The sequence below is a fragment of the Bacillus sp. PPSBB_11 genome (genome assembly GCF_038023285.1).
GTDB lineage: Bacteria > Bacillota > Bacilli > Bacillales > Bacillaceae > Bacillus > Bacillus altitudinis.
The window spans coordinates 710,511-733,245 of sequence record NZ_CP150633.1; the positions used below are offsets into that span (position 1 = coordinate 710,511).

Annotated in this window: 22 protein-coding genes; 2 read left to right on the top strand and 20 right to left on the bottom strand. The window is 43.2% G+C overall.

Annotated features, from left to right (window positions below; translation table 11 throughout):
* Window positions 1-9: 9 nt before the first annotated feature.
* From V7L95_RS03625 to V7L95_RS03685, 13 genes are all read right to left on the bottom strand, one after another.
* On the bottom strand, window positions 10-291 hold the full coding sequence (locus tag V7L95_RS03625; protein ID WP_008347692.1) for a hypothetical protein: 282 nt from the start codon (window positions 289-291) through the stop codon (window positions 10-12).
* The gene (locus V7L95_RS03630; RefSeq protein ID WP_129547820.1) at window positions 292-657 is read right to left on the bottom strand and encodes a hypothetical protein; all 366 of its coding nucleotides are present in this window, start codon (window positions 655-657) and stop codon (window positions 292-294) included.
* Window positions 654-2,051, bottom strand: a complete 1,398-nt coding sequence (locus V7L95_RS03635; protein WP_340968028.1) for a hypothetical protein — start codon at window positions 2,049-2,051, stop codon at window positions 654-656. The genes V7L95_RS03630 and V7L95_RS03635 overlap by 4 nt, the downstream gene beginning before the upstream one ends.
* Window positions 2,023-2,790 (bottom strand): ABC transporter ATP-binding protein, encoded by a 768-nt coding sequence (locus V7L95_RS03640; RefSeq protein WP_008347699.1) that lies wholly within the window; start codon window positions 2,788-2,790, stop codon window positions 2,023-2,025. The genes V7L95_RS03635 and V7L95_RS03640 overlap by 29 nt, the downstream gene beginning before the upstream one ends.
* 58 nt (window positions 2,791-2,848) lie before the next feature.
* Window positions 2,849-3,118, bottom strand: coding sequence for a hypothetical protein (locus V7L95_RS03645; protein WP_008347702.1), 270 nt, complete (start codon window positions 3,116-3,118; stop codon window positions 2,849-2,851).
* Window positions 3,119-3,398: 280 nt separating this feature from the next.
* Complete coding sequence (eno, locus tag V7L95_RS03650) at window positions 3,399-4,691, bottom strand: phosphopyruvate hydratase (protein ID WP_003212752.1); 1,293 nt, start codon at window positions 4,689-4,691, stop codon at window positions 3,399-3,401.
* Window positions 4,692-4,720: 29 nt separating this feature from the next.
* On the bottom strand, window positions 4,721-6,256 hold the full coding sequence (gene gpmI / locus V7L95_RS03655) for a 2,3-bisphosphoglycerate-independent phosphoglycerate mutase (RefSeq protein WP_017359214.1): 1,536 nt from the start codon (window positions 6,254-6,256) through the stop codon (window positions 4,721-4,723).
* The gene (gene tpiA, locus V7L95_RS03660; RefSeq protein WP_035389424.1) at window positions 6,249-7,010 is read right to left on the bottom strand and encodes a triose-phosphate isomerase; all 762 of its coding nucleotides are present in this window, start codon (window positions 7,008-7,010) and stop codon (window positions 6,249-6,251) included. The genes gpmI and tpiA overlap by 8 nt, the downstream gene beginning before the upstream one ends.
* Window positions 7,011-7,040: 30 nt before the next feature.
* Complete coding sequence (locus V7L95_RS03665; protein WP_017359212.1) at window positions 7,041-8,225, bottom strand: phosphoglycerate kinase; 1,185 nt, start codon at window positions 8,223-8,225, stop codon at window positions 7,041-7,043.
* 213 nt (window positions 8,226-8,438) lie between these two features.
* Complete coding sequence (gene gap / locus V7L95_RS03670; RefSeq protein WP_012011304.1) at window positions 8,439-9,446, bottom strand: type I glyceraldehyde-3-phosphate dehydrogenase; 1,008 nt, start codon at window positions 9,444-9,446, stop codon at window positions 8,439-8,441.
* A 31-nt stretch (window positions 9,447-9,477) separates the two neighbouring features.
* On the bottom strand, window positions 9,478-10,515 hold the full coding sequence (locus V7L95_RS03675) for a sugar-binding transcriptional regulator (protein WP_008347711.1): 1,038 nt from the start codon (window positions 10,513-10,515) through the stop codon (window positions 9,478-9,480).
* 288 nt (window positions 10,516-10,803) lie between these two features.
* Window positions 10,804-12,225 (bottom strand): amino acid permease, encoded by a 1,422-nt coding sequence (locus tag V7L95_RS03680; RefSeq protein ID WP_035389427.1) that lies wholly within the window; start codon window positions 12,223-12,225, stop codon window positions 10,804-10,806.
* 101 nt (window positions 12,226-12,326) lie between these two features.
* On the bottom strand, window positions 12,327-13,520 hold the full coding sequence (locus V7L95_RS03685; RefSeq protein ID WP_138826454.1) for an ornithine--oxo-acid transaminase: 1,194 nt from the start codon (window positions 13,518-13,520) through the stop codon (window positions 12,327-12,329).
* A gap of 209 nt (window positions 13,521-13,729) precedes the next feature.
* Between V7L95_RS03685 and V7L95_RS03690 the strand changes: the two genes are divergently transcribed.
* Window positions 13,730-15,172: a sigma 54-interacting transcriptional regulator gene (locus tag V7L95_RS03690; RefSeq protein ID WP_035389431.1), complete on the top strand. Its 1,443-nt coding sequence runs from the start codon at window positions 13,730-13,732 to the stop codon at window positions 15,170-15,172.
* A gap of 227 nt (window positions 15,173-15,399) precedes the next feature.
* On the opposite strand, the gene V7L95_RS03695 is transcribed toward V7L95_RS03690, so the two are convergent.
* Entirely contained in the window at window positions 15,400-16,137 is a 738-nt protein-coding gene (locus V7L95_RS03695) for a FadR/GntR family transcriptional regulator (protein WP_181891327.1), read from the bottom strand.
* A 173-nt stretch (window positions 16,138-16,310) separates the two neighbouring features.
* Window positions 16,311-17,609, bottom strand: coding sequence for an RNA polymerase factor sigma-54 (rpoN, locus tag V7L95_RS03700; protein WP_048002935.1), 1,299 nt, complete (start codon window positions 17,607-17,609; stop codon window positions 16,311-16,313).
* Window positions 17,610-17,679: 70 nt separating this feature from the next.
* Here rpoN and yvfG point away from each other — a divergent pair, with 70 nt between their 5' ends.
* Window positions 17,680-17,895 (top strand): protein YvfG, encoded by a 216-nt coding sequence (gene yvfG, locus V7L95_RS03705; protein WP_008347725.1) that lies wholly within the window; start codon window positions 17,680-17,682, stop codon window positions 17,893-17,895.
* A gap of 24 nt (window positions 17,896-17,919) precedes the next feature.
* Here yvfG and V7L95_RS03710 read toward each other — a convergent pair whose 3' ends face one another.
* The 5 genes from V7L95_RS03710 to nikB form a co-directional block, all read right to left on the bottom strand.
* A complete protein-coding gene (locus V7L95_RS03710) occupies window positions 17,920-19,245 on the bottom strand; it encodes an MATE family efflux transporter (protein ID WP_171465782.1) in 1,326 nt (441 codons plus the stop codon).
* A 63-nt stretch (window positions 19,246-19,308) separates the two neighbouring features.
* Window positions 19,309-20,124 (bottom strand): dipeptide/oligopeptide/nickel ABC transporter ATP-binding protein, encoded by an 816-nt coding sequence (locus tag V7L95_RS03715; protein ID WP_008347729.1) that lies wholly within the window; start codon window positions 20,122-20,124, stop codon window positions 19,309-19,311.
* A gap of 13 nt (window positions 20,125-20,137) precedes the next feature.
* Window positions 20,138-20,944 (bottom strand): nickel import ATP-binding protein NikD, encoded by an 807-nt coding sequence (gene nikD / locus V7L95_RS03720; RefSeq protein ID WP_008347731.1) that lies wholly within the window; start codon window positions 20,942-20,944, stop codon window positions 20,138-20,140.
* A gap of 13 nt (window positions 20,945-20,957) precedes the next feature.
* Entirely contained in the window at window positions 20,958-21,791 is an 834-nt protein-coding gene (gene nikC, locus V7L95_RS03725; RefSeq protein WP_340968043.1) for a nickel ABC transporter permease subunit NikC, read from the bottom strand.
* Entirely contained in the window at window positions 21,788-22,732 is a 945-nt protein-coding gene (gene nikB, locus V7L95_RS03730) for a nickel ABC transporter permease subunit NikB (protein ID WP_035389444.1), read from the bottom strand. Before nikB ends, nikC begins: the two co-directional genes overlap by 4 nt.
* Window positions 22,733-22,735 lie beyond the last annotated feature (3 nt).

Here is a 22,735-nt window from a genome sequence, read left to right on the forward strand (position 1 = left end):
CTGCTTTTTTTATGTTCTGCTCTTTTTCACTGCATGAATCACATATTGAATCAAGAAGTAGAGAGCGGCACCCGCTAAAAAACAGACCACGCACCCAAAGAGCGTTGCCTCTGAGCTGAATTGATACTGTTCAATTTTCATGATATAAAATGGCATACCAAATAGAGTTGGACTTGATTCAACATGATGAACCTCTAGCAGCATTAAAAATACTGGCGTCATAAACACAGCAAACACATACAGCATCGCAAGCGTTAAACCGCTAGAAAACGAATGAAATACTTTAACCATTTAGTTCTCTCCTTTCATCTCTTTTAAACTGGTGATGATATTTTTCCCGTCTGGGCAAGCTGGATGCAGCATCACTGTATTTAATAAAGAAAAAAGCAGCAATGGATGCGTCACTGGATGCCTCCACATGAAGAAAAGCACACCCGAGCAGATCACTGGAAACACAGGACCTGCAAGTGCCACCATCACATTAAAACCCGGCCGTGAAAATTTCTCATGGACAATCGACACGTGCTTCCAATCGATCATCACCACATAATCAAAGATGGGTCTTTTTTCGATTTTGTTGCACACCATCACCATCAGGATATGTCCGAGTTCATGAATGAGCACAACGGCTATTAAGCAAAATAAAAGCGTCATCATCGCACAATCGGCCTCTTTAGCATGGCAGCATATATGAAGATGAAGAATGCGGCTGAACAAGCCATATAGGCAGTTGAGAGCAGCTGAGTATTTGCTGAAAGCCACTGGACTAAAAGCATATCCAACATACTGAACACAGCAATCATCATCACGATCACAAACAGTTTATTAAAATCACTAATCTTCACGACAAACCCGACACATGCCGCCATGACAGTAATCAATAAAATGGACAAGCTTGCCAAACCGTGCCCTTCACTTTCAACCCCAATCATGAAATAAGCAAGCCCGATATAGACAAAATAAATCAATATATTCATTGTGTAATAAAATAAAATTCTTGATAATAAATAGGCACCCTTTGATGTATTTAACATAAAAATGGCTCGCTGATGGAGATGATATTCCCTGCCAATCATCAGAGGAAGCATAATAAGGATCTCCTTTAAGGCAAACTGCACAATAAAAGTAAACAGCCAGCCAGTCTCTGCCGAAGTAAAGATGAATGGGAGACCTATCGTGAAACAGACAAGAAACAGGAACAAAATACCTTGTTCTTTAAACACAGCTGATCGGCTAAAATAAACAAGCTCCTGCCGCAGATGTGTGAAAAATGAAGAATCCGATCTGATTTTTTGGTAAGAAAACGACTTCACCTCTACCTTTAGCTGCAAAAACATCCGATTGACATAACAAGCCGCCAAGCCTTTCAGCCAAAACCACCCTGCACATAGAAAGATCATCAGAAATACAAGATAGATAGACGGCCATACTTGAATCATCTCAACCGCTTTTTGAAAAAGGAGAAACACGAAAGCACCGAGCGTCACAAATCCAATCGTTTGCAGCAGTAAATGCTCTTTTGTTTTTGATATAAAATGGCTCACACCAATGCGTATCAGCATCCAAGAAGCAAGCGTATAGAGCGCCAATCCACAGCAAGTGATCCCTACCACAATGATCCAATACAAAGATAGTGTAACGCCGCTAATGATCAGTCCTAATAGGATGGGTAAAAAAAGCAGACCAATCATGATGAAACAAAACAGCACTGGAAAGAAATACACACAAAGGACAAATGAGACACTTTGCATCGCACTATTCAAAAAGAAGAACTGATACTCTTGACGCTTCATTTTATGACGGGAAAAGACAATACCTGCTCCCAAAAGCAGCAGGGTCATTTTCACAAATTGAAGGTATAAAGCAACTGGTTCGCTCTCCCCTACTTGCATAAAAAAACGCAGGCTCATGACAACGTATATGGCGTAGATCAGCAATAAAAAAACGGCTGCGGCGAGAAGCTGCAAAGGATATTTTTTGCCGAGCTGCTTGATTTTCGTTGTGAGCATGCCCCATTCTATTTTATGAAGAACGTGTCGTGTCCAAGTCATTGAGCAACCTCTCCACCTGCATATAGTAATCTTGATTCACTTCTTTATAAATATCCTCAAGTGCTTGATGAGGGAATGTTTTGTTTGTTTCTTGACGTGACATATCCAGCTTGATATCACCGTTTCTTAAGATCATAAGGTGGTCATACAATGTCTCACCAAAGCCCAAATGATGGGTAGAAATGAGAATGCCTGCACCTTGATTTCTCAGCTTCATGAGCACCTTTTTTAAGATGATCATCATATCTGGATCAAGTCCATTTGTAGGCTCGTCGAATACATAATAATCACAAGACCTAAGGAGCTGTGAAATGATTTGGGTTTTCTTTTGATTGCCATGAGACAGCTGGGCAATTGGCTGATCCATATAAGGTCTCAGCTCAAACAGATCGACGAAGGCCTCTTCTCGAGGTCCATTTCGTTTGTCTGGAAGCTGGAGTAAATGAAAATATTCTCTCGGCGTTAAATAATCAAACAAAGCATGATCATCAGGAATATAGGAAACATGTTCTTTCAAAAAGGAGATATGTGCTGAGGATTGAAAATTCAGCTGTTTACCATCTAAAGAGACAACACCCGTAAATGGTGTCAGGCCAAACATAGACTGAATCATCGTGGTTTTTCCTGCCCCATTATGCCCCAAAAGCAGAAGCATACGTCCTTTCTCTACATTTAACTGAATATCGCGGAGAGAAAAGGTGCGGCTATACGTTTTTTCTGTTAAGTGTAATGTCAGCATCATGTCCCTCCATTTATTTCAGATAGAACAGATGACACGCATCTGTTCTCACCATTTGTTAGAAGCCGCATTTGATTTTAATATACAGGCCTAAAAACTTGAACTCTCCTAAAAATTTCGAGCCTTTTCCAAATGTTTTGCATGCCCAAATCAAAGCTGCAGCTGTCACAATGCCTAAGATAGCGGCAAGGACATAAATCCAAAATGCATTTTTCTGTACGTTCTTAGAAGTTAGAATTCGTTGCTTCCTTTCATCATATGCCGCCAGTAGGTGAAGGACATACATGTACACGCCTACTGGAAAACGAAGGCTAAAAGGATTCAGCATCTCATCACCCCCTAATATATGTAAAATGATACCACCCCCATGCAAATAGCATAAGTTCAATTCAGATCATATTTTTAGAAGAGTTTTCATGATTTATTGCTTATAAATCGTCAAGCTCATCGTTTCTCCTCTGACTGAAGGATGATTTTTTACAAAAATAGGATATGACAAAGGAAGCAGAGCCTATTCGCTTGAGCCAGCTTTGCGTCTTTATTTCAACATAAAAAAAACGCTGCGATACGCTCTTTTCAAAAGAGCGCACGCAGCGCGTTGCTTTACATTACTTATTCAAGTTATAGAATGTAGCAATGCCGTGGTATTGAGCTGTTTCAGCCAATTGATCTTCGATGCGAAGTAATTGGTTGTATTTCGCTACACGGTCCGTACGAGACGGAGCACCTGTTTTGATTTGTCCAGCGTTAGTTGCAACTGCAATGTCTGCAATTGTGCTATCTTCTGTTTCACCAGAACGGTGAGAGATAACAGCTGTATAGCCTGCACGTTTCGCCATTTCGATTGCATCAAATGTTTCAGTTAATGTACCGATTTGGTTTACTTTGATGAGGATTGAGTTACCAACGCCGTTTTTGATTCCTTCAGAAAGCTTCTTCGTATTTGTTACGAACAAGTCGTCTCCTACTAGCTGAACCTTGCTGCCAAGACGCTCAGTTAATAGTTTGTGACCTTCCCAGTCGTTTTCATCAAGGCCGTCTTCGATTGAGATGATTGGGTATTTCGATACCATATCTTCATACCAGTCAACCATTTCAGCAGATGTTTTCACAACACCTTCGCCTGATAAATGATATTTACCGTCTTCTTTGTTATAGAACTCAGAAGATGCAGCATCCATCGCAAGTTTCACTTCTTCACCTGGTTTGAAACCAGCTTTTTCAATCGCTTCTACGATTGTTTGAAGTGCTTCTTCGTTAGAACCAAGGTTTGGAGCGAATCCACCTTCGTCACCTACAGCTGTGTTTAAGCCTTTTGCGCTTAATACAGATTTCAGGCTATGGAAGATTTGAGCGCCCATGCGAAGTGCTTCACGGAAGTTTGGAGCACCTACAGGCATAATCATGAATTCTTGAATGTCTACGTTGTTATCCGCATGCTCTCCACCGTTGACGATGTTCATCATCGGTACTGGAAGCGTTTTGGAGTTGAATCCACCAAGGTATTGATAAAGTGGAATTTGTAAGAAATCAGCAGCCGCACGTGCTACAGCGATAGATACGCCAAGGATTGCGTTTGCGCCTAATTTCCCTTTGTTTTCAGTTCCGTCAAGTTCGATTAACATTTTGTCAATTGCTACTTGTTCAGTGACATCAAAGCCTAAAAGCTCTGGTGCAATGATTTCATTTACGTTGTTTACAGCTGTCAGAACACCTTTTCCAAGGTAACGGTCTTTGTCTCCGTCACGTAGTTCTACTGCTTCATATTCACCAGTAGAAGCACCACTTGGTACTAGTGCACGGCCAAAGCCGCCAGATTCTGTGTAAACTTCTACTTCAACTGTTGGGTTACCGCGAGAGTCTAATACTTCGCGTGCATATACGTCAACAATGTATGGCATCGTTATTTCTCTCCTTTTGAATCAATTTGTTATTTCTGAATCAATGATGTTCCTGTCATCTCTTTTGGTTTTTCAAGTCCAAGTAAGTCTAAAAGCGTTGGAGATAGATCAGCTAAAATGCCGCCTTCTCTAAGCGTCGCACCTTTTTTCGTTACGATGACTGGCACAGGATTCGTTGTATGTGCAGTATGCGGCTTTCCTTCTTCGGTAATGAGCACGTCTGCGTTACCGTGGTCTGCCGTGATGATGGCGTGTCCGCCTTTTGCAAGGATTGCGTCGACTACAGCTCCTAAGCACTCATCTACTGCTTCAATGGCTTTGATTGTTGGCTCAAGCATACCTGAATGCCCCACCATATCTGGGTTAGCAAAGTTCAGAATGATCGCATCATGCTTATCAGCATTGATGTCTGCAACAAGTGCATCCTTTACCTCATAAGCGCTCATTTCTGGCTTGAGGTCATAGGTTGCGACATCTGGTGAATTGATTAAGATGCGGTCTTCTCCAGGAAATTCTTCTTCACGTCCACCGCTCATAAAGAACGTCACGTGAGGATATTTCTCTGTTTCAGCAATCCGCAGCTGCTTCAATCCATTTTGAGAAAGTACTTCTCCTACTGTGTTATCCAAATTCACTGGTTTGAAAGCCACATAGCCATCTACCGTTTCACTGAAGTGTGTGAAGCAGACGAAGTGTAAATCCTTCGGATGTGCTTCCCCGCGGTCAAACGAGCGGAAATCTTCATTTGTGAATGTGTTTGAAATTTGAATCGCACGGTCTGGACGGAAGTTATAGAAAATCACAGAGTCGCCGTCGTTTACTTTTGCAACCGGCTCACCATTTTCTCTCGTAATGACAGATGGAATAACGAACTCATCGTAGATTCCATTTTCATAGGAGTCATCAACGACATCATAGATGTTTTGATAACTTGGGCCTTCACCATACGCCATCGCGCGATATGCTTTCTCCACACGATCCCAGCGCTTGTCACGGTCCATTGAGTAATAGCGTCCAGAAAGTGTTGCGACTTCTCCGACACCGATTTCTTTGATTTGTTCTTCAAGCTGTTTTAAGTACACTTTCGCTGTCTTCTGACCAACATCGCGTCCGTCTAAGAAGCCGTGAATGTATACTTTTGTTAAGCCTTCTTTTTTCGCTAGTTTCAGCAAGGCAAAAAGATGCTGGATGTGGCTATGCACACCGCCGTCTGACAAGAGACCGAATAAATGAAGCGCCTTGTCATTTTCTTTTGCATAAGTCATTGCATCTAGGAACGTTTCGTTTTTCTCAAATTCCCCATCACGAATGGCAACATTCACTCTTGTTAAGCTTTGGTACACGATGCGTCCTGCACCGATGTTCAAATGCCCAACTTCAGAGTTCCCCATTTGACCTTCTGGGAGGCCCACTGCCTCACCTGAAGCCGTTAAGGTTTGATGCGGGAATTCGTTCCAGTAGCGGTCGAAGTTCGGTTTCTTTGCTTGGGCAACAGCGTTACCGACTGTTTCGCCTCTTAAACCGAATCCATCTAAGATGATTAATGCAGCTGGTTTCTTACTCATATTGACCTTCCTCCAATAATTGAACGAAAGACTGAGGTTCTAAGCTTGCGCCGCCTACCAAAGCACCGTCAATATCGGATTCTGCCATATATTCTTTAATATTCGCAGGTTTCACGCTTCCGCCATATTGAATGCGAAGGCTGTCTGCCGCTTCTTGACCAAATTCACTTGCAACCGTTTGGCGAATGTGCGTACAAACATCGTTTGCATCTTTCGCTGTAGAAGATTTACCTGTACCGATCGCCCAGATTGGCTCATAGGCAATCACAGATTCAGCGACTTGCTGCTTCGTTAAACCAGCTAGTGCTTTCTTCACTTGATCAGCGACAAGTTCGTTTGTTTTGCCTGCTTCACGCTCTTCAAGCGTTTCACCTACACAGATGATTGGAACGATGCCATACTTGAATGCAGCATGTGCTTTTTTGTTCACTGTTTCATCTGTTTCAGCGAAGAATTCGCGGCGCTCTGAATGACCGATCACTGAGTAGCCGATGCCAAGATCTTTAAGCGCAGCAGGGCTGATTTCACCAGTGAATGCACCATTTTCTTCAAAGTGCATGTTTTGCGCACCAATTTTAAGGTCTGTTCCGTTAGAAAGGCTGTTCAGCTTTTCAAGGAAAAGGGCTGGTGCACAGACAATAGATTCCACTTTGTCAGGAGATGGAATAGATGACTTGACTTCTTCAACGAAGCTTACAGCTTCACCAAGTGTTTTGTTCATCTTCCAGTTCCCAGCTATAATTGGTTTTCTCATGATTGACACTTCCTTATAGCAGTTTTGGTCTTATTTATCGTTTAATGCAGTCACACCTGGAAGTTCTTTGCCTTCCATAAATTCAAGTGAAGCGCCGCCACCTGTAGAAATATGGCTCATCTGATCGGCAAGACCAAATTTCTCAACAGCTGCTGCTGAATCTCCACCACCAATGACAGAATATGTATCTTTTGCTTCTGCCAGTGCTTCTGCGATTGCTTTTGTTCCTTTAGCGAATGCATCGATTTCAAATACACCCATTGGTCCGTTCCAGACAACAAGTTTGCTGTTTTTAATGACATCAGCATACTTCTCTCTTGTCTCTGTTCCAATATCAAGTGCTTCTAGATCACTTGGAATTTCAGAGATTGGCACAATGCTTGTATTCGCATCATTTGAAAAGTCGTCGGCTACCAGAACATCTGTTGGAATCAGGAAGTTCACGCCTTTTTCTTTTGCACGGTCCATAAAGGATTTCGCTAAATCTACTTTGTCTTCTTCTAATAGAGATTTTCCTACTTCGTGGCCAAGTGCTTTGACAAATGTATAAGCAAGTCCGCCGCCGATGATCAGGTTGTCCACTTTATCAAGAAGACTTTCAATTACACCGATTTTATCCTTTACTTTTGCGCCACCGATAATCGCTGTAAATGGGCGATCAGGGTTTGAAATGGCTTTCCCTAGAACCTCAAGCTCTTTTTGCATGAGGAAGCCTGAAACAGCCGGAAGATACGCTGCAATACCAGCTGTGGATGCATGTGCACGGTGTGCAGCACCGAACGCATCATTGACATACACATCGGCTAAATCAGCAAACGCTTTTGATAATTCAGGATCGTTCTTTTCTTCACCAGGATAGAAACGAACGTTTTCAAGCACTAGCACATCTCCTTCTTTTAAGTCAGAGATTTGCTTTTTCACGTTGTCGCCGTAAGCTTCATCTGCTTTTTTCACTTCTTGTCCAAGAAGCTCTTGCAGACGTTTTGCTACAGGTGTCAGACGCAGTTCTTCAGTAACTTGACCTTTCGGACGACCCAAATGACTAGCTAGTAGTACCTTTGCGCCTTGTCCTGTTAAATACTCAATCGTTGGTAATGCTGCGCGAATACGAGTATCATCCGTCACTTTTCCGTCCTTCATTGGAACGTTAAAATCTACGCGGCAGAACACAACTTTACCTTTTACGTCAATGTCTTTTACTGATTTCTTATTCATGCTCGTCAGGAGATCCTCCTTTATTCTGGTTTCCTTACGCATTGGACAAGTCTCTCTTTATCCTTTTCCCATTTTGCCCTCATCAAAACGAGAAATCGTGCAGAACGGATAAATACAGAGAAAAAGGGAAAGGGATGCTTCCCCTTCCCTTGTCCGTCTTCATTATATCGTGTCTCTAGGAAAGAACCAAGTGAGTTCCTTCAGTGTGAGAAATTAAAGACCCTGTTTTGCAATGTAAGCTGCAAGGTCAACAACGCGGTGAGAATATCCACTCTCGTTATCGTACCAAGAAATGACTTTCACCATGCTGCCTTCCATTACCATTGTAGAAAGAGCATCGATTGTTGAAGAGTTTGCATTACCATTGTAGTCACCAGATACTAATGGCTCTTCGCTGTAGCCAAGGATTCCATTAAGTTCTCCTTCAGCTGCTTCTTTAAGTGCTGCATTTACATCTTCAGCCGTTACATCTTGATTTAATTCAGCAACAAGATCAACTAAAGAAACGTTAGGTGTTGGAACACGCATAGCGCCACCGTTTAATTTACCTTTAAGTTCAGGCAATACAAGTGAAACAGCTTTCGCAGCACCTGTAGAAGTTGGGATGATGTTTTCCGCAGCTGCACGAGCACGACGGTAGTCTTTGTGCGGAAGATCAAGAATTTGTTGGTCATTTGTGTATGAGTGAACAGTTGTCATCATACCGCGTTTGATACCAAATTTATCGTTAAGTACTTTTGCAAATGGAGCTAAGCAGTTTGTTGTACAAGATGCATTAGAGATGACATCGTGGCTAGCTGCATCGTATTTGTCTTCGTTTACACCCATAACGATTGTGATATCTTCTTCGTTAGCAGGAGCAGAGATGATGACTTTTTTAGCGCCAGCTTCTAAGTGTTTAGCAGCGTCTGCACGTTTTGTGAAGAATCCAGTAGATTCAACAACGATTTCTACGCCTTGTTTACCCCAGCTTAATTTCGCAGGGTCACGCTCAGCTGATACTTCGATTGTTTTACCGTTCACTACTAAGTTCGTACCGTCTACAGAAACCTCTGCATCTAGTTTTCCGTGAACAGAGTCATATTGTAAAAGGTGTGCAAGCATGTTAGCGTCTGTTAGATCGTTAACCGCTACTACCTCAACTTCAGGATTGTTTAATGCTGCACGAAATACGTTACGTCCAATACGTCCAAATCCGTTAATACCGACTTTTACTGCCATGATGTTTCCTCCTTTTATAGGTCACAATGTTTTATATTGAGGGATCGATTGACTCCCTTAATAACTCTTTTGCGGCTCCTTCGTCTGTGACGAGAACCGTTCGGCGGGGTTTTTTGAAATAAGCTTCAATGGCCCCAGCCTTTGATGATCCACCTGCAACAGCAATGATGTGTGGAATGCTTTCTAAATCATCTAGCTGCATGCCGACGGAGTGCACTTTGTGGACGACCTCGCCATCACGATTAAAGTAATAGCCAAAAGCCTCTGTCACTGCGTCATGCTCATCAATCTTTTTTAAATCTTCAGCGGGTGTGTTTCGTCTCATCGCCATTGTTTTTGCTTCACCGATTCCATGAATGAGCATCGTGGATGATTTAATTGTTTGAAGCACTTCTTTGACGGACGGCTCTTCAATAATGGAAGAGTAAGCACCTTCTGACAGCTGTCCTGGAACAAACAGCAGTTTGTAAGTACCGGAAGCTTTTTCAGCCATGTGGGCACAAATGGTGTTTGCCTGATTTTTTACATTCTCCCCAAGACCGCCTCTCGCAGGGACAAACATCATGTCTCTGTTTTTGGCATCAGGGGTCATCATTTCGGCAACAGCTTCCATCGTCGTTCCGCCAGTGACGGCGACGATATTATTTCCAGTAAACCTTTTTTTCATACATTGAACAGCAGCTCTTCCCATTTCTTGCTTCACCCACGGGGATTCATCGCTGTCACCAGAAACAATGATGACTTCTTCCAGGCCTAATTTCCTCTTTAATGTATTTTCCAAAAAGGTTAAACCTAAAACGTCCTTCATCATTCCTTCAAGCATTTCAAGCAAAGCATGACCTTCAGTCGTCAGCATCATACCGCTCGTTTTGACATCCAGCAGATTTTGTTCCTTTAAGAACTGAACCTCAGCTCTTAAGATACGTTCACTCAGACCAAGACTTGTCGCAAGACTTCTGCGACCAATTGGTTCAGCTAATCTGATGTACTGCAAAATGTCGTAGCGCTTTTGCATAACTGTGAGAAGATCTGGTAATAATTTTTTTTGAGCTTCCAATAAACGATTCATGGCTAACGACCCTTTCTTTTCACGTTGGACTAAAAACGTCCCACTGTGACAAAAAACGTCCCGCCACAGCCAAAAAAAATCAATCCCTGCTTTCTTTAATTATTTTAACAGGATAATCTTGCATTTTCAACTCTTACAAACACATTTAGACAAAAAATAGACACATTTTGACCGATAACCTGCTTGTCATCTAGCTTTCCGCCATTTTATTTTTTTAAAACTATTTATTTTCTTCTATATTGAATGCATTTGTCTTTGAAAAGGTGCAGGCGGTCAAAAGCCGCCTGCTTATGTTTTCGGTATCGTTTCTTTCTCTTCATTAAATCGTTTCGCATCTTCCTTCGGTTTAATCTTGAGGTAGTAAATGATGTAGCAGGCGGCCATAAATGGAACTCCGCAATAAAGACCAATCCGCTGATCCTCAATAAAGAATAAACTGATAAGAACAATGCCAAATGCGATAAAGCCTGCTAATGGCACAAATGGATAAAAAGGCGTTCGGAAGACAAGATTCTTTACATCTCCGCCCTCTTTTATGAATTGCCTCCTAAAGAAGTATTGGGATAAACAAATCGACATCCAAACCACGACAAGCACCATACCCGAAATGGATATGAGCCAGACATATACCGTTTTTGGTGCTACAACACTCGTGAGCAGTGATAGAGCGGATACACCCATTGTCACCAATAAGGCATTGATCGGGATTTTACGCTTGGATAATTTTTTCGTGAAAACAGGTCCTTTCCCGTCTTTTGAAAGCGCCCAAAGCATACGTGATGATGCATATAATCCAGAGTTCGCTACAGATAAAACGGCTGTAATGATAATAAAATTCATGATATCTGCAGCGTATGGTATGCCGACCTTGTCCAACACCACAACAAACGGACTATCCACTGCGCCGGCGGTCTGCCATGGAAGAAGTGCTGCAAGAACCGCAATCGATAAAACAAAAAAGACCATCGTCCGCCAAATAATATTCCGAATAGAGCGCGGGAGTGTTTTTTCTGGACTTTCACTCTCCCCTGCTGCAATCCCTACAAGCTCTGTTCCTTGAAAGGAGAAATTGACTGTGACCATGGTTAATAAAATCGCAAAAACACCATTAGGAAAAAGTCCACCATGATCCGTCAAATGACGAAATAGAGGGGCTGGTTCCCCACCTTTCAAGTGAATCATTCCGAAAATTGCGCCAATTCCAATGATAATAAACAATAAGATCGCAGCCACCTTGATGGCTGAAAACCAAAACTCTGTTTCAGCGAAGCTGCGTGCCGAGATGGCATTGATGGAAAATAAGATGACGCTAAAGGCAAGACACCAAAGCCAAACAGGGATATCTGGGAACCACCTTTGGAGTAGAATCCCTGCTGACGTAAACTCCAGTCCAATTGTACATGCCCAGCTAAACCAATAAAGCCAGCCGATCATAAAGCCTGTGGACGGACCTATATATTTGGTTGCATACTCCTGAAAGGAACCAGCTGTCGGCATCGCCACTGCTAGTTCACCAAGACAGAGCATGACCAAATACATGAGCAACCCGCCAATGATAAACGAAAGAATGGCTCCCCCTGGGCCTGCCTGATGAATAATGAGTCCTGATCCAAGGAAAAGGCCTGTTCCGATGACCCCACCTAAGGCAATCATAAAGAGATGTCTGCTTTTCATGGAACGCTCTAGTTCATTATGCTGTTCTGGCTTCAAATCCGTTTCCCCACTTTCACTCTTCTATTCATCAACCTTTGACAAAATTCGCCCTTCATTGAAAGAGAAAGGGAGAATTTGAAGGCTTCTCCCTTGATCATTTATGCTTGAAATAACGCTTGGATATGAGCAATTGCCCAATCCAAGTCTTCTTTTGAAATGGTAAGCGGCGGTGCAAATCGAATCACTGTCTCATGGGTTTCTTTGCATAACAGCCCGGCTTGCTTGAGCTTCTCACAATAAGGTCTAGCTGCCTCAGTCAGTTCCATCCCAATAAATAGTCCACGCCCGCGTACTTCCTTAATCACAGGACTTTGAATGCGTGATAGTTTGTCTTTGAAATATTGCCCAAGCTCCAATGAGCGCTCGGCAAGCCTCTCGTCGATTAAAACATCTAATGCAGCAAGTGATACTGCGCATGCAAGAGGATTCCCGCCGAAGGTAGAGCCATGAGACCCTGGATTAAACACACCTAAAATATCACGGTTTGCGACAACACACGAGATCGGGAATACCCCACCGCCAAGTGCTTTACCAAGAATCAGCATATCCGGCTCAATGTCTTCCCAGTCGCATGCAAACATCTTGCCGGTCCGCGCTAATCCCACTTGAATTTCATCTGCGATCAATAACACATGTTCCTTCTCACAGATCGCTTTTGCCTCTTTTATAAAGCCCTCAGGCGGCATGACAATGCCCGCTTCTCCTTGAATCGGTTCAAAGAGAAAAGCTGCTGTTTGCGGAGTGATTGCTTCGCGTAACGCCTCAATATCTCCATAAGGGATGAGCTTTATGCCTGGGAGCATCGGACCGAAACCTCTTTGATATTCTGCTTCCGAAGAAAGTGACACAGCCGTCATTGTACGACCATGAAAATTCCCGGTACATGCAATGATTTCTGCTCGATTCTCTTCGATTCCCTTGACATCATAGCCCCATCGTCTCGCTGCCTTTATCGCCGTTTCCACAGCCTCGGCACCCGTATTCATCGGCAATGCCATCTCTTTATTTGTTAATTTGCAGATCTTCTCATACCATGGACCAAGCTGATCATTATGGAAGGCCCTTGATGTAAGTGTCACGCGGTCAGCTTGTGTTTTAAGCGCTTCAATAATGCGCGGATGGCGATGACCTTGGTTGACTGCAGAATATGCACTGAGCATATCCATGTAGCGGTTGCCCTCAGGATCAGTCACCCACACTCCCTCAGCCTCTGAAATCACAATTGGCAACGGATGATAATTCGCCGCACCGTATTGTTCTGTTTGATGAATCAATGCTTTTGTCTGTGTCATCGTGTATTCCTCCTTCTGTAAGCTTGCCTCTTTTGATTGGGTTCATCTTCACTCTTATGTTATGCAAGGATCATGCCAACTTAGTGATCGCTCTGTGCCTAGGATTGTGCTCATCTTTAGCGCAAAAATATTTTGCATATGCAAATTTTTTTAGAGGAAACCGCAAAATTTTTCATGTAAAATAGAGGTAATGTCTGGAGGTGGCGCAAGTGAAAAAAGATCAGCATACCGCAAAGCTCGAAAATGAGATTGATCTATATAAACAAATGCTCGATTTAATTGATGTTGGGGTTCACGCCATTGACGAAAATGGCAATACCATTGTTTATAACAAAAAAATGATGGAGATCGAATCTTTAAAACGTTCTGATGTCCTTTATAAAAATGTATTAGACCTCTTTGTGTTTCAGGATGAGATGCACAGTACACTTGTCCAAGCGCTGCGAACCGGGAAACAGACGGTTCATGCAAAGCAGACGTATCACAACTACAATGGTAAAGAAATCACAACGATTAACCATACATACCCGCTCGTACGAGACGGTTTGATTCAAGGGGCAGTTGAAATTTCGAATGATGTCACGAAACTGGAACGGCTCATTCATCACAATATGAAGAAAAAAGGAAACACACGCTTTACATTTGATTCAATCATTGGGGAAAGTCCTGCCTTTTTAGAAGTGATTGAACATGCGAAACGAGCCACACGTACCTCTTCTTATGTGCTGATTGTTGGTGAGACAGGGACGGGGAAAGAGCTATTTGCACAAAGCATTCATAATGGCAGCAGCCGTTCATCTGGACCATTTATTACGCAGAATTGTGCAGCACTGCCTGATAACCTGATTGAAAGTCTGCTTTTTGGAACACAAAAAGGGGCTTTTACAGGGGCAACAGATCAGCCCGGTCTATTCGAACAAGCACAAGGAGGTACACTGCTTTTAGATGAGATCAACTCATTACACCCAGCTCTTCAAGCAAAACTATTGCGCGTCTTGCAAGAGAAACGTGTAAGAAGGTTAGGCAGTACAAAGGAAATCGCCATTGATGTGAGAGTGATTGCTAATATGAATGAGGACCCTGTAGATGCGATCGCAGGTGGACGGATGCGAAAGGATTTATTTTACCGGCTTGGCATTGTCACCTTGTTTATCCCGCCACTCTCTGAGCGAAAAGAAGACATCCCCACATTTGTCATGCATTTTATTCAAAAATATAATGAACTGTTTCAAATGAATGTGAAGGCGGCTGATGAAGAGGTACTTGCCCTGTTCCAAACGTATCATTGGCCGGGCAATGTAAGAGAACTGGAGCATGTGATTGAAGCTGGGATGAATATGATGATGGACGAAACATACTTAAGCATGCATCACCTTCCTTACCATTTCCGATTCAAGCAAGGAGAAGGACGTCCTAGTGAACACATGCAGATGAGTCCGCTTAATCTAGCAGCTGCAGCTGATACGTTTGTCTACACGAGCTCAGATCATACAACTGACTTCCAAACCCAAATGGAACGATTTGAAAAACAATACATCGTCCATTACTTAAATAAAATGGACGACAATATTTCACAGACTGCAAAGATATTGGGCATGAGCAGGCAAAGTCTGCAATATCGAATGAAAAAGCTGCATATTTCTCTTCAATAATAGAGCTGTGCCCTTATGCGGCACAGCTTAGATTGTTGACAAAGGGCTAAAATGACCTTTATTTTAGCCCTTTGTCTTCTTTTCAGCGTGATAGAAAACCTTTGCAGTCTAGGAAGGACGAGCATCGGCGCGGAGCGAATTTAACATTCGTGAGCACCGAAGCGCAGGACTGACAAAGAATGCGAGGGTTTGTCTACACGCTGAGCTGTGCCGCTTTTCGGCACAGCTTATTGTATATCTGGCTTTCCTTCCTGTTCTTGCAGCACATCACCAAGAAGTTGTTCTACTTTTTCCAAATGTGTGAGCATCGCCCGCTCTGCTTCTTCTGGCTGTTTGTCCATGATAGCTTGATAAATTCGTTCATGGTCCTTGTAAAGCTGATGTATGGACGCTTTTCTTGAGAATAACACGACTTTTCTTGTTTCTCGCATCGTTTCCATTAACAAGGTTGAGACCTGATTCATTAAAGCCTCTAGTAAATGATTCTTTGAGGCTTTGGCGATGGCAAGATGAAATGTGAGGTCTGCCTCCTCACCAATTTCTTTATACGCTTCTGCACGCTTCATTTGTTCAAGTGCATCACGCAGTCGATGGAGGTCATCGTCTGTCCGCAGCAATGCTGCCTTTTTGACAGCACCTGATTCAATGATTGATCTCACTTCAAGAAGCTGCGCGATATCCTGCTGCTTCATCAAAAAAGCAGGAGATAAACAAAATGTGAGCTGCTCAGGATCGAACTGCTTCACATATGTGCCTTCTCCTTGCTTCATCTCTATTAATCCGATCGCTTTCAGAGCGGACAGCGCCTCTCTCACAGCGGAACGGCTGACTTGAAAGTTTTCAGAAAGTGCTTGAACCGAGTCTAATTTTTCGCCCGGAAGAAGCTCCCCCGTCCGAATGGATTCGATTAATGCATCCGCAATTTCTTCATATATTTTTTTCGTTTTGATTTGTTTATATTTCAATTGGTCTCACCTCATCACTGTTGTCTACCCCATCGGCTCATGCCCTATCTTATACTTTACCCCAAAATTCAGATCACACGTCTTCCCTTTTTTCAATTCTCAAGAAATCTTCTATCACTCTTCCACTCATCAAAAAAGAAGCACATGCCATTGTTTCTGGCATGTGCTTCTTTTTAATCATATCGCTTCCGCAGCGTGGAAGACGGAAGGTTCATTTGTTCACGATATTTGGCAATGGTTCTGCGAGAGACGCGGATACCAAAGGTTTGCTGAAGCTGCGTCATGATTTGCTGATCCGAATACGGTTTTTTCTTATTTTCTGATTGAATCAGCTCTGCAATGTGGGTCTTCACTGTGTAGCTGGATGCTTCTTCAAGCGAATGCCCTTCTAGTTTCGCTTGAAAAAACTGTTTCATTTCCATTAACCCATAAGGGGTCTGCACCATTTTTCCTTTGACTGTTCGACTCACTGTCGACTCATGTACTTGTAATTTATCTGCAACCCGCTTCATCGTAAGCGGTTTCATTTTATGCTTCCCGGTCAGGAAAAAATCAGTCTGTTGTAAGATAATCTCACGAACGACATTTGTCATCGTTTGTTTTCTCTGCTTCAGCGCTTGAACAAGCCAATTGTACTGCTGCTGCTTTTCCTTTAAATACGTGTATGCTTCATGCCGCTTTTGATCTTGAATCATGGCGAAATACCCTTCATTCATTTCAATGTCCGGAAAAGCACGCTGGTTCAGCTCGAATGTGATGTGACCTCCCGCAGCTGTAATCAACACATCTGGCTCTATATACACATCCTCTTCTTCATAAGAGAAATGAAGGCCTGGTCTTGGTTCGAGAAGCGACACCTCATCTTGTATGGCTTGCAGGGTTTTCAACGGCATACCTGTTTTAGCTGCGATTTCCTTCCAAGCCTTCCTTGCGAACAGAAAGAAATGCCCTTCGATGATCAGCTCTGCTTCATACCAGCGATCCTTTTTTCGTCTAAGCTGGAGCAGGATGCATTCTTGCAATGATCTAGCGCCAATCCCGGCAGGCTCTAATGATTGAAGCTGATGAAGAACGGCCTCTACTTCTTCTGCCGAAGCCTGTAACACAGCGGCCATTTGGTCAACCGGTTCATTTAAATAGCCATTGGAATCAATGGACTCAATCATGAATTGAAAAATCCTTTGATTCTTTTCACTTAAATTCAAATCAATAGCCTGTCTCTTTAAATACATTTGCAGGCTTTCTTTTTGATGCGTACGATACGGCTCTGTCATTCGATCTTGCGTTCTTTTATGATAAACTGGTTGATAGCTGTCCGTGTCTTTCCGCTCAATCAGAGGGTTCTCAAGCGCTAACTGATCAAGATACTCACCCAGCTCTGCACAATTCAATTGCAGCAGCGTAATCGCCTGCCTGAGTTCTTGCGTGAGTACCTGCTTTAATACTAGTTCTTGTTGCAGTTTAAGGCTCATTGTCTCCCCTCCCTCTCATCATTTTACATGAAGATTGACGGACCGTATATACGAAATAGGAGTGATTTCCATGTCTGAACTTTTTTCCGTTCCATACTTTATCGACAACTTAAAACAGCACATTGCCATGAATCAACATGAAGACAAGATTCATGCCATGAACGCTTATTATCGTTCGGTGGTTTCTACACTTGTGCAGGACCAATTGACGAAAAATGCTGTTGTCTTGAAGCGAATTCAGCATCTCGATGAAGCGTACCAAAAGGTGAAAAAAGAAGGCGAATAAATGGACGACAAACAACACCCTTTCTCATGATTGCAAAGGGTGTTTTTCATGCAGGAAAAGCTTTTGATCCAGCTTCGATTTGTACATCATCAAAAAGCCGGACCGACCTACAGTATAAATGATAAAGGCAAACCATAGTCCGTGATTGTGCCATATCGGAATGACTGCCGCTTGAACAGCCACAAACAAAATCATCGCAAACAGCATTGAATTCCTGACAGGAGCAATTTCTGTCGCACCTGTGAATACACCGTAAATCACCAAGCCAAAACAAGCAGCGAACGGATAAAGAACGAGCCAATCGGCATATTGCAGTGTCACATCAAGAAGCTGAGGCAAATTTGTAAACAGGCTCAAAATCGGTACTTTAAAGAAAAAGTAACCTGCCGCAATGACACATGCCATCACAACTGCCCATTGTCTCGAAAGGGTTAATGTTTTATCATAAAGCGCTCGGTCGTTCGCACCTACTGATCTACCGACAAGGATGCTGGATGCATTGGCAAATCCATCGAACAAATAGGCCATGATGTAGTGAATTTGAAATAAAATGGCATTCGCCGCCAATTGCTCCGTTCCGAAAGACGCTCCCTTCGCTGTAAACATGTTGATCACAACAAGCAGACAGATCGTTCGGATAAACAAGTCTTTATTCACATGAAACATTTTCTTTACCGCACGTGTGTCCATCACCTGCTGAAGAGACGGCATCCGAAAACCGTTTGACGTATGCTTCAAGATGATCCAGGCACCTAACACAAAAGCAGTGAGTTCAGAGATCAATGTCGCCGCTGCCACACCTTTGACGGCAAAAGAAAACGCATGTACTAAGATCAATGCCAAGATCATATTCATGACATTGATCAAAATTTGTAAAGAAAGGGCTTCTTTCATTTTTGCCATCCCCATCAGCCAGCCGAGTATGACGTAATTCATCAAGGTAAATGGCGCTCCCCAGATCCGAATATGAAAATAGTCCGCTGCATATTCGCGCACATCAGCAGCAGGAGAGATGATCCATAATGCGGATTGAATAATGGGCCATTGAAGAGCAATAAAACAAAGCCCGACGATAATAGCCAGCAAAAAAGGCCTTAGAAAAGCAAGAACACCCTGCTCCTCGTTCTGCGCTCCGTTTGCTTGGGCGGCAAAAGCAGATGTACTTACCCGTAAAAAGCCAAACAGCCAGTACAATGTACTAAAAATGAGACTGCCGACTGCGACGCCTCCTATATAAGCGGGGTTGGCAAGCTGGCCAACAACTGCTGTATCGACAGCTCCAAGTAATGGCGTGGTCATCGTTGAAATGGTTAAAGGGATCGCCAAAGCTAAATATGCTCGATGGTTCACGATGCCACCTGCCTTTCATGAAAAATAGCCTCTCTTAAAAGAGGCATTGAGGGAATGAAAAAGTTAACGAACCGGCCTGCCAATCGTTCGAGACAAAGGGTGGCTGGCGAGCGTTGCCTCCTTCATTTTCAGCACAGCTTCGTGCTCTGATATAAAGAAATCATCCTTCGATTGAAACTGAGCCACAAGTTCACCCTGATCAAGAATCGCTAATTGATCACTTAAATGATAGGCCGCTGTCAAATCATGTGTGATAAATAAGTATGCAAGCTTCAGCTCTTTCTTTAATTCGACTAACAAATCTAAAATGACTGCCTGCGTAACCATATCTAAGCTACTGACTGATTCATCCAGCACAATGAGCTTTGGCTGAAGCACCAGTGCTCTGGCGATGTTGATCCGCTGTAGCTGGCCGCCGCTAAATTGGTATGGGTACTTGGACAAATCCTGCTCACTGAGCCCTACTCTTTCTAACCAGTGAATGAGTATATGCTGACGTTTTTTACGGTTCATTGGTTCATAGTTTTCAAGCGGCTCAGATAGAATTTGTTCCACTGTCCACCTTGGATTCACCGCTGAATATGAATCTTGAAATACCGCTTGTACATGTCGGCGGAAATGCTGATGTGTCCGCTGATCTGCACGAATGATATCCTGACCTTCAAACAGAACTTGTCCGCTACTCGGCTTCTCTAGTCCAAGGATGATGCGGCCGAGTGTACTTTTCCCTGCACCACTTTGACCTAATAGCCCAAGACAAGTGCCTTCTTCAATGGTCAAATGGACGTTTTTCAGGACAGGGGCTCTCCCTTTTGTCCTCATCAGAAACGATCGGTTGCCATATGAATGACTCACTGCTTTCACTTCTATTAAATGCAACGGTCTTCTCACCTCAAATCGTGCAAACAGCTGGCATGGATGGACGAGCTGCTAAAAGTTTCTTTGTATAATCATGCTTCGGGTGTTCAAAAAGCTCAAGAACTTCAGCCTTTTCAACGATTTTTCCTTGTTTCATCACCACAACCTCGTCTGCCATTTCCGCAATCACACTAAGATCGTGGGTAATGAGCAAAATCGCCGTTCCGTATTCATGACGAATTTGATTCAAGTGCTCAAGCACCAGCTTCTGATTGTGTACATCTAATGCGGTTGTCGGTTCATCTGCGATGATCAGAGGCGGATGCATACAGGCAGCCATAGCAATCATGACACGCTGGAGCATCCCCCCGCTTAATTCAAAAGGGTACTTACTCAGTAATTGATCTGGATGCGGCAGGTTCATTTTCTCTAAGGCTTTAATTGCCTGGACCCGTGCCTGCCTTTTACTGACAGCTGTATGCCGGCGGATTGTTTCAATCAATTGATGTCCAATCGTCCATACAGGCGTAAAGCTATTCATTGGATTTTGCATGATATATGAGAGATCTTTGCCACGAATAGATCGCATATGCTGTTCACTCAAACCGATCAATTCTCGACCTTGTAGAGTGATACTGCCAGTCACTTCCGTTGTTTTTCGATCAAGCATGTTTAAGATCGACATACTTGTCACCGTTTTTCCGCATCCGCTCTCACCAATTAATCCAACAATTTGACCGTGCTTTACCTCAAATGCTATTTCCTGAACGAGAGAAATGGTTCCTTGCGGCGTTTTCGTATGCACATGCAGGTTCTCTATGTTTAAAATAGACTCTTCCATCTGACTCATTCCTTTACACACGACGTTTGATGCCATATTTCTCTGAAAGGGCTTCTCCCAGTAAGTTGAATAGAATGACCACAGCCATAATCACAAGACCCGGATAAAGCATCAGCTGAGGATTTGTTTGAATATAAGATTTTCCTTCATGGATCATCGCTCCCCATTCAGGCGTAGGGGGCTGAACCCCTAAGCCTAGAAAAGACATGGCGGAAATGTCCATAATCGCCCAGCCCATTTCAAGTGTGCCCACAACTGCGAGTGGCGGCAGTACATTCGGAATCATATGCTTTCTCATGATATTCCAATGGGAAGTACCACTAATCTTCGCAGCTGCAATAAAGTTTTGTTCCTTTAAACTAAGCACCATCCCTCGAAAGACGCGGGCGTAATACACCCACTGCACAAGCATCAAAGCCAGCACCACTTGAGAAAGCCCTGGTCCAAAAATACCGACTAATCCGAGGATCAGCACCAAATTTGGAAATGCCATGACCCCGTCGCACAATCTCATCAATACGTGATCGATCCAGCCGCCTTTATATCCAGAAATCAGCCCTACGATTAAACCGATAGATAGAGAGGAAACAAAGATTAACAACGCACATCCTAGTGAAATACGAGCACCATATAGAATACGAGATAAATTGCATCTTCCCAATTGGTCGGTGCCTAGAGGATACCCCCATGAAGAACCCTTTAGCTTCATTGCAAGATTGACAGCCGCTGGGTCATGCGGAGCGATCCATGGTGCACATATCGTCACAATGAGCAGGAGACCGAGCAGCAGCACACAGATCGAGATCATCTTTTGATGATAGAAAAGATGTTTTACTTTTGTCATCATGGCTGGCGGCCTTCCTTTCTAGAAATACGGGGGTCAATGAGCAGCTGAAGGAGATCAACTATCAAGCTGCTTAAGATAAAGATACACGCCGCCATCAACACATAAAATTGAATGACCGGCAGATCCCGGTTAAAGATCGCTTCAATAAAAAATCGTCCAAATCCAGGCCATGAAAAAACAGCCTCTACAATAATAGTCCCTGTGAGCAGCTTGCCAAGATTCACGCCAAGTCCTGTCAGCATCGGTGATATCGCCATTCTGAAGACATGTTTGAACATAATCGATTGTTCCTTTAACCCTCTCATTCTCGCATATTGAACAAAAGGCTCGTGAAGCGTCTCACTCACACTCGCTCGCAATAATCTCGTATACATCGCAATTAACGGCACAGCCAGTGTAATGGACGGCAGTACAAGATGTTCCCATGTACCAACACCTTCAACAGGTAAAAGATCGAGTTTCACTGAAAAAAAGAAGATGAGCAAATACCCCAAAACAAAGGTCGGGATAGATGCTCCTAGGAAAGAAATCATCCGGCTCACATGATCTACAACGCCATTTTTTCTCAACCCGCTGAAAAAGCCCAGTGGAATACTGACACAAATTGCGATCAGCAGACTAGTGAACGCCAATTGAATCGTCGCAGGTATTCGATAGATCACCTCATCAAGCACAGGCTGATTGGTCATATACGACCGCCCAAAATCAAGACGGACGACTTTTTCAATCGTATGAAGGTACTGCATGTAAAAAGGTTCATCTAAACCAAATTCACTTCGTTTTTGGGCTAATACCTCATCAGTAGGCTGAATATGAGCCGCTGCTAAATATGCCTCCGCTGGATCAACTGGTGACAGATGAATCATGCCAGTTGTGAACAGTGTGGCTAGTAGAAATACAGGAATGATAGATAACATTCGTTTGATGATATAGCGGCTCATTTG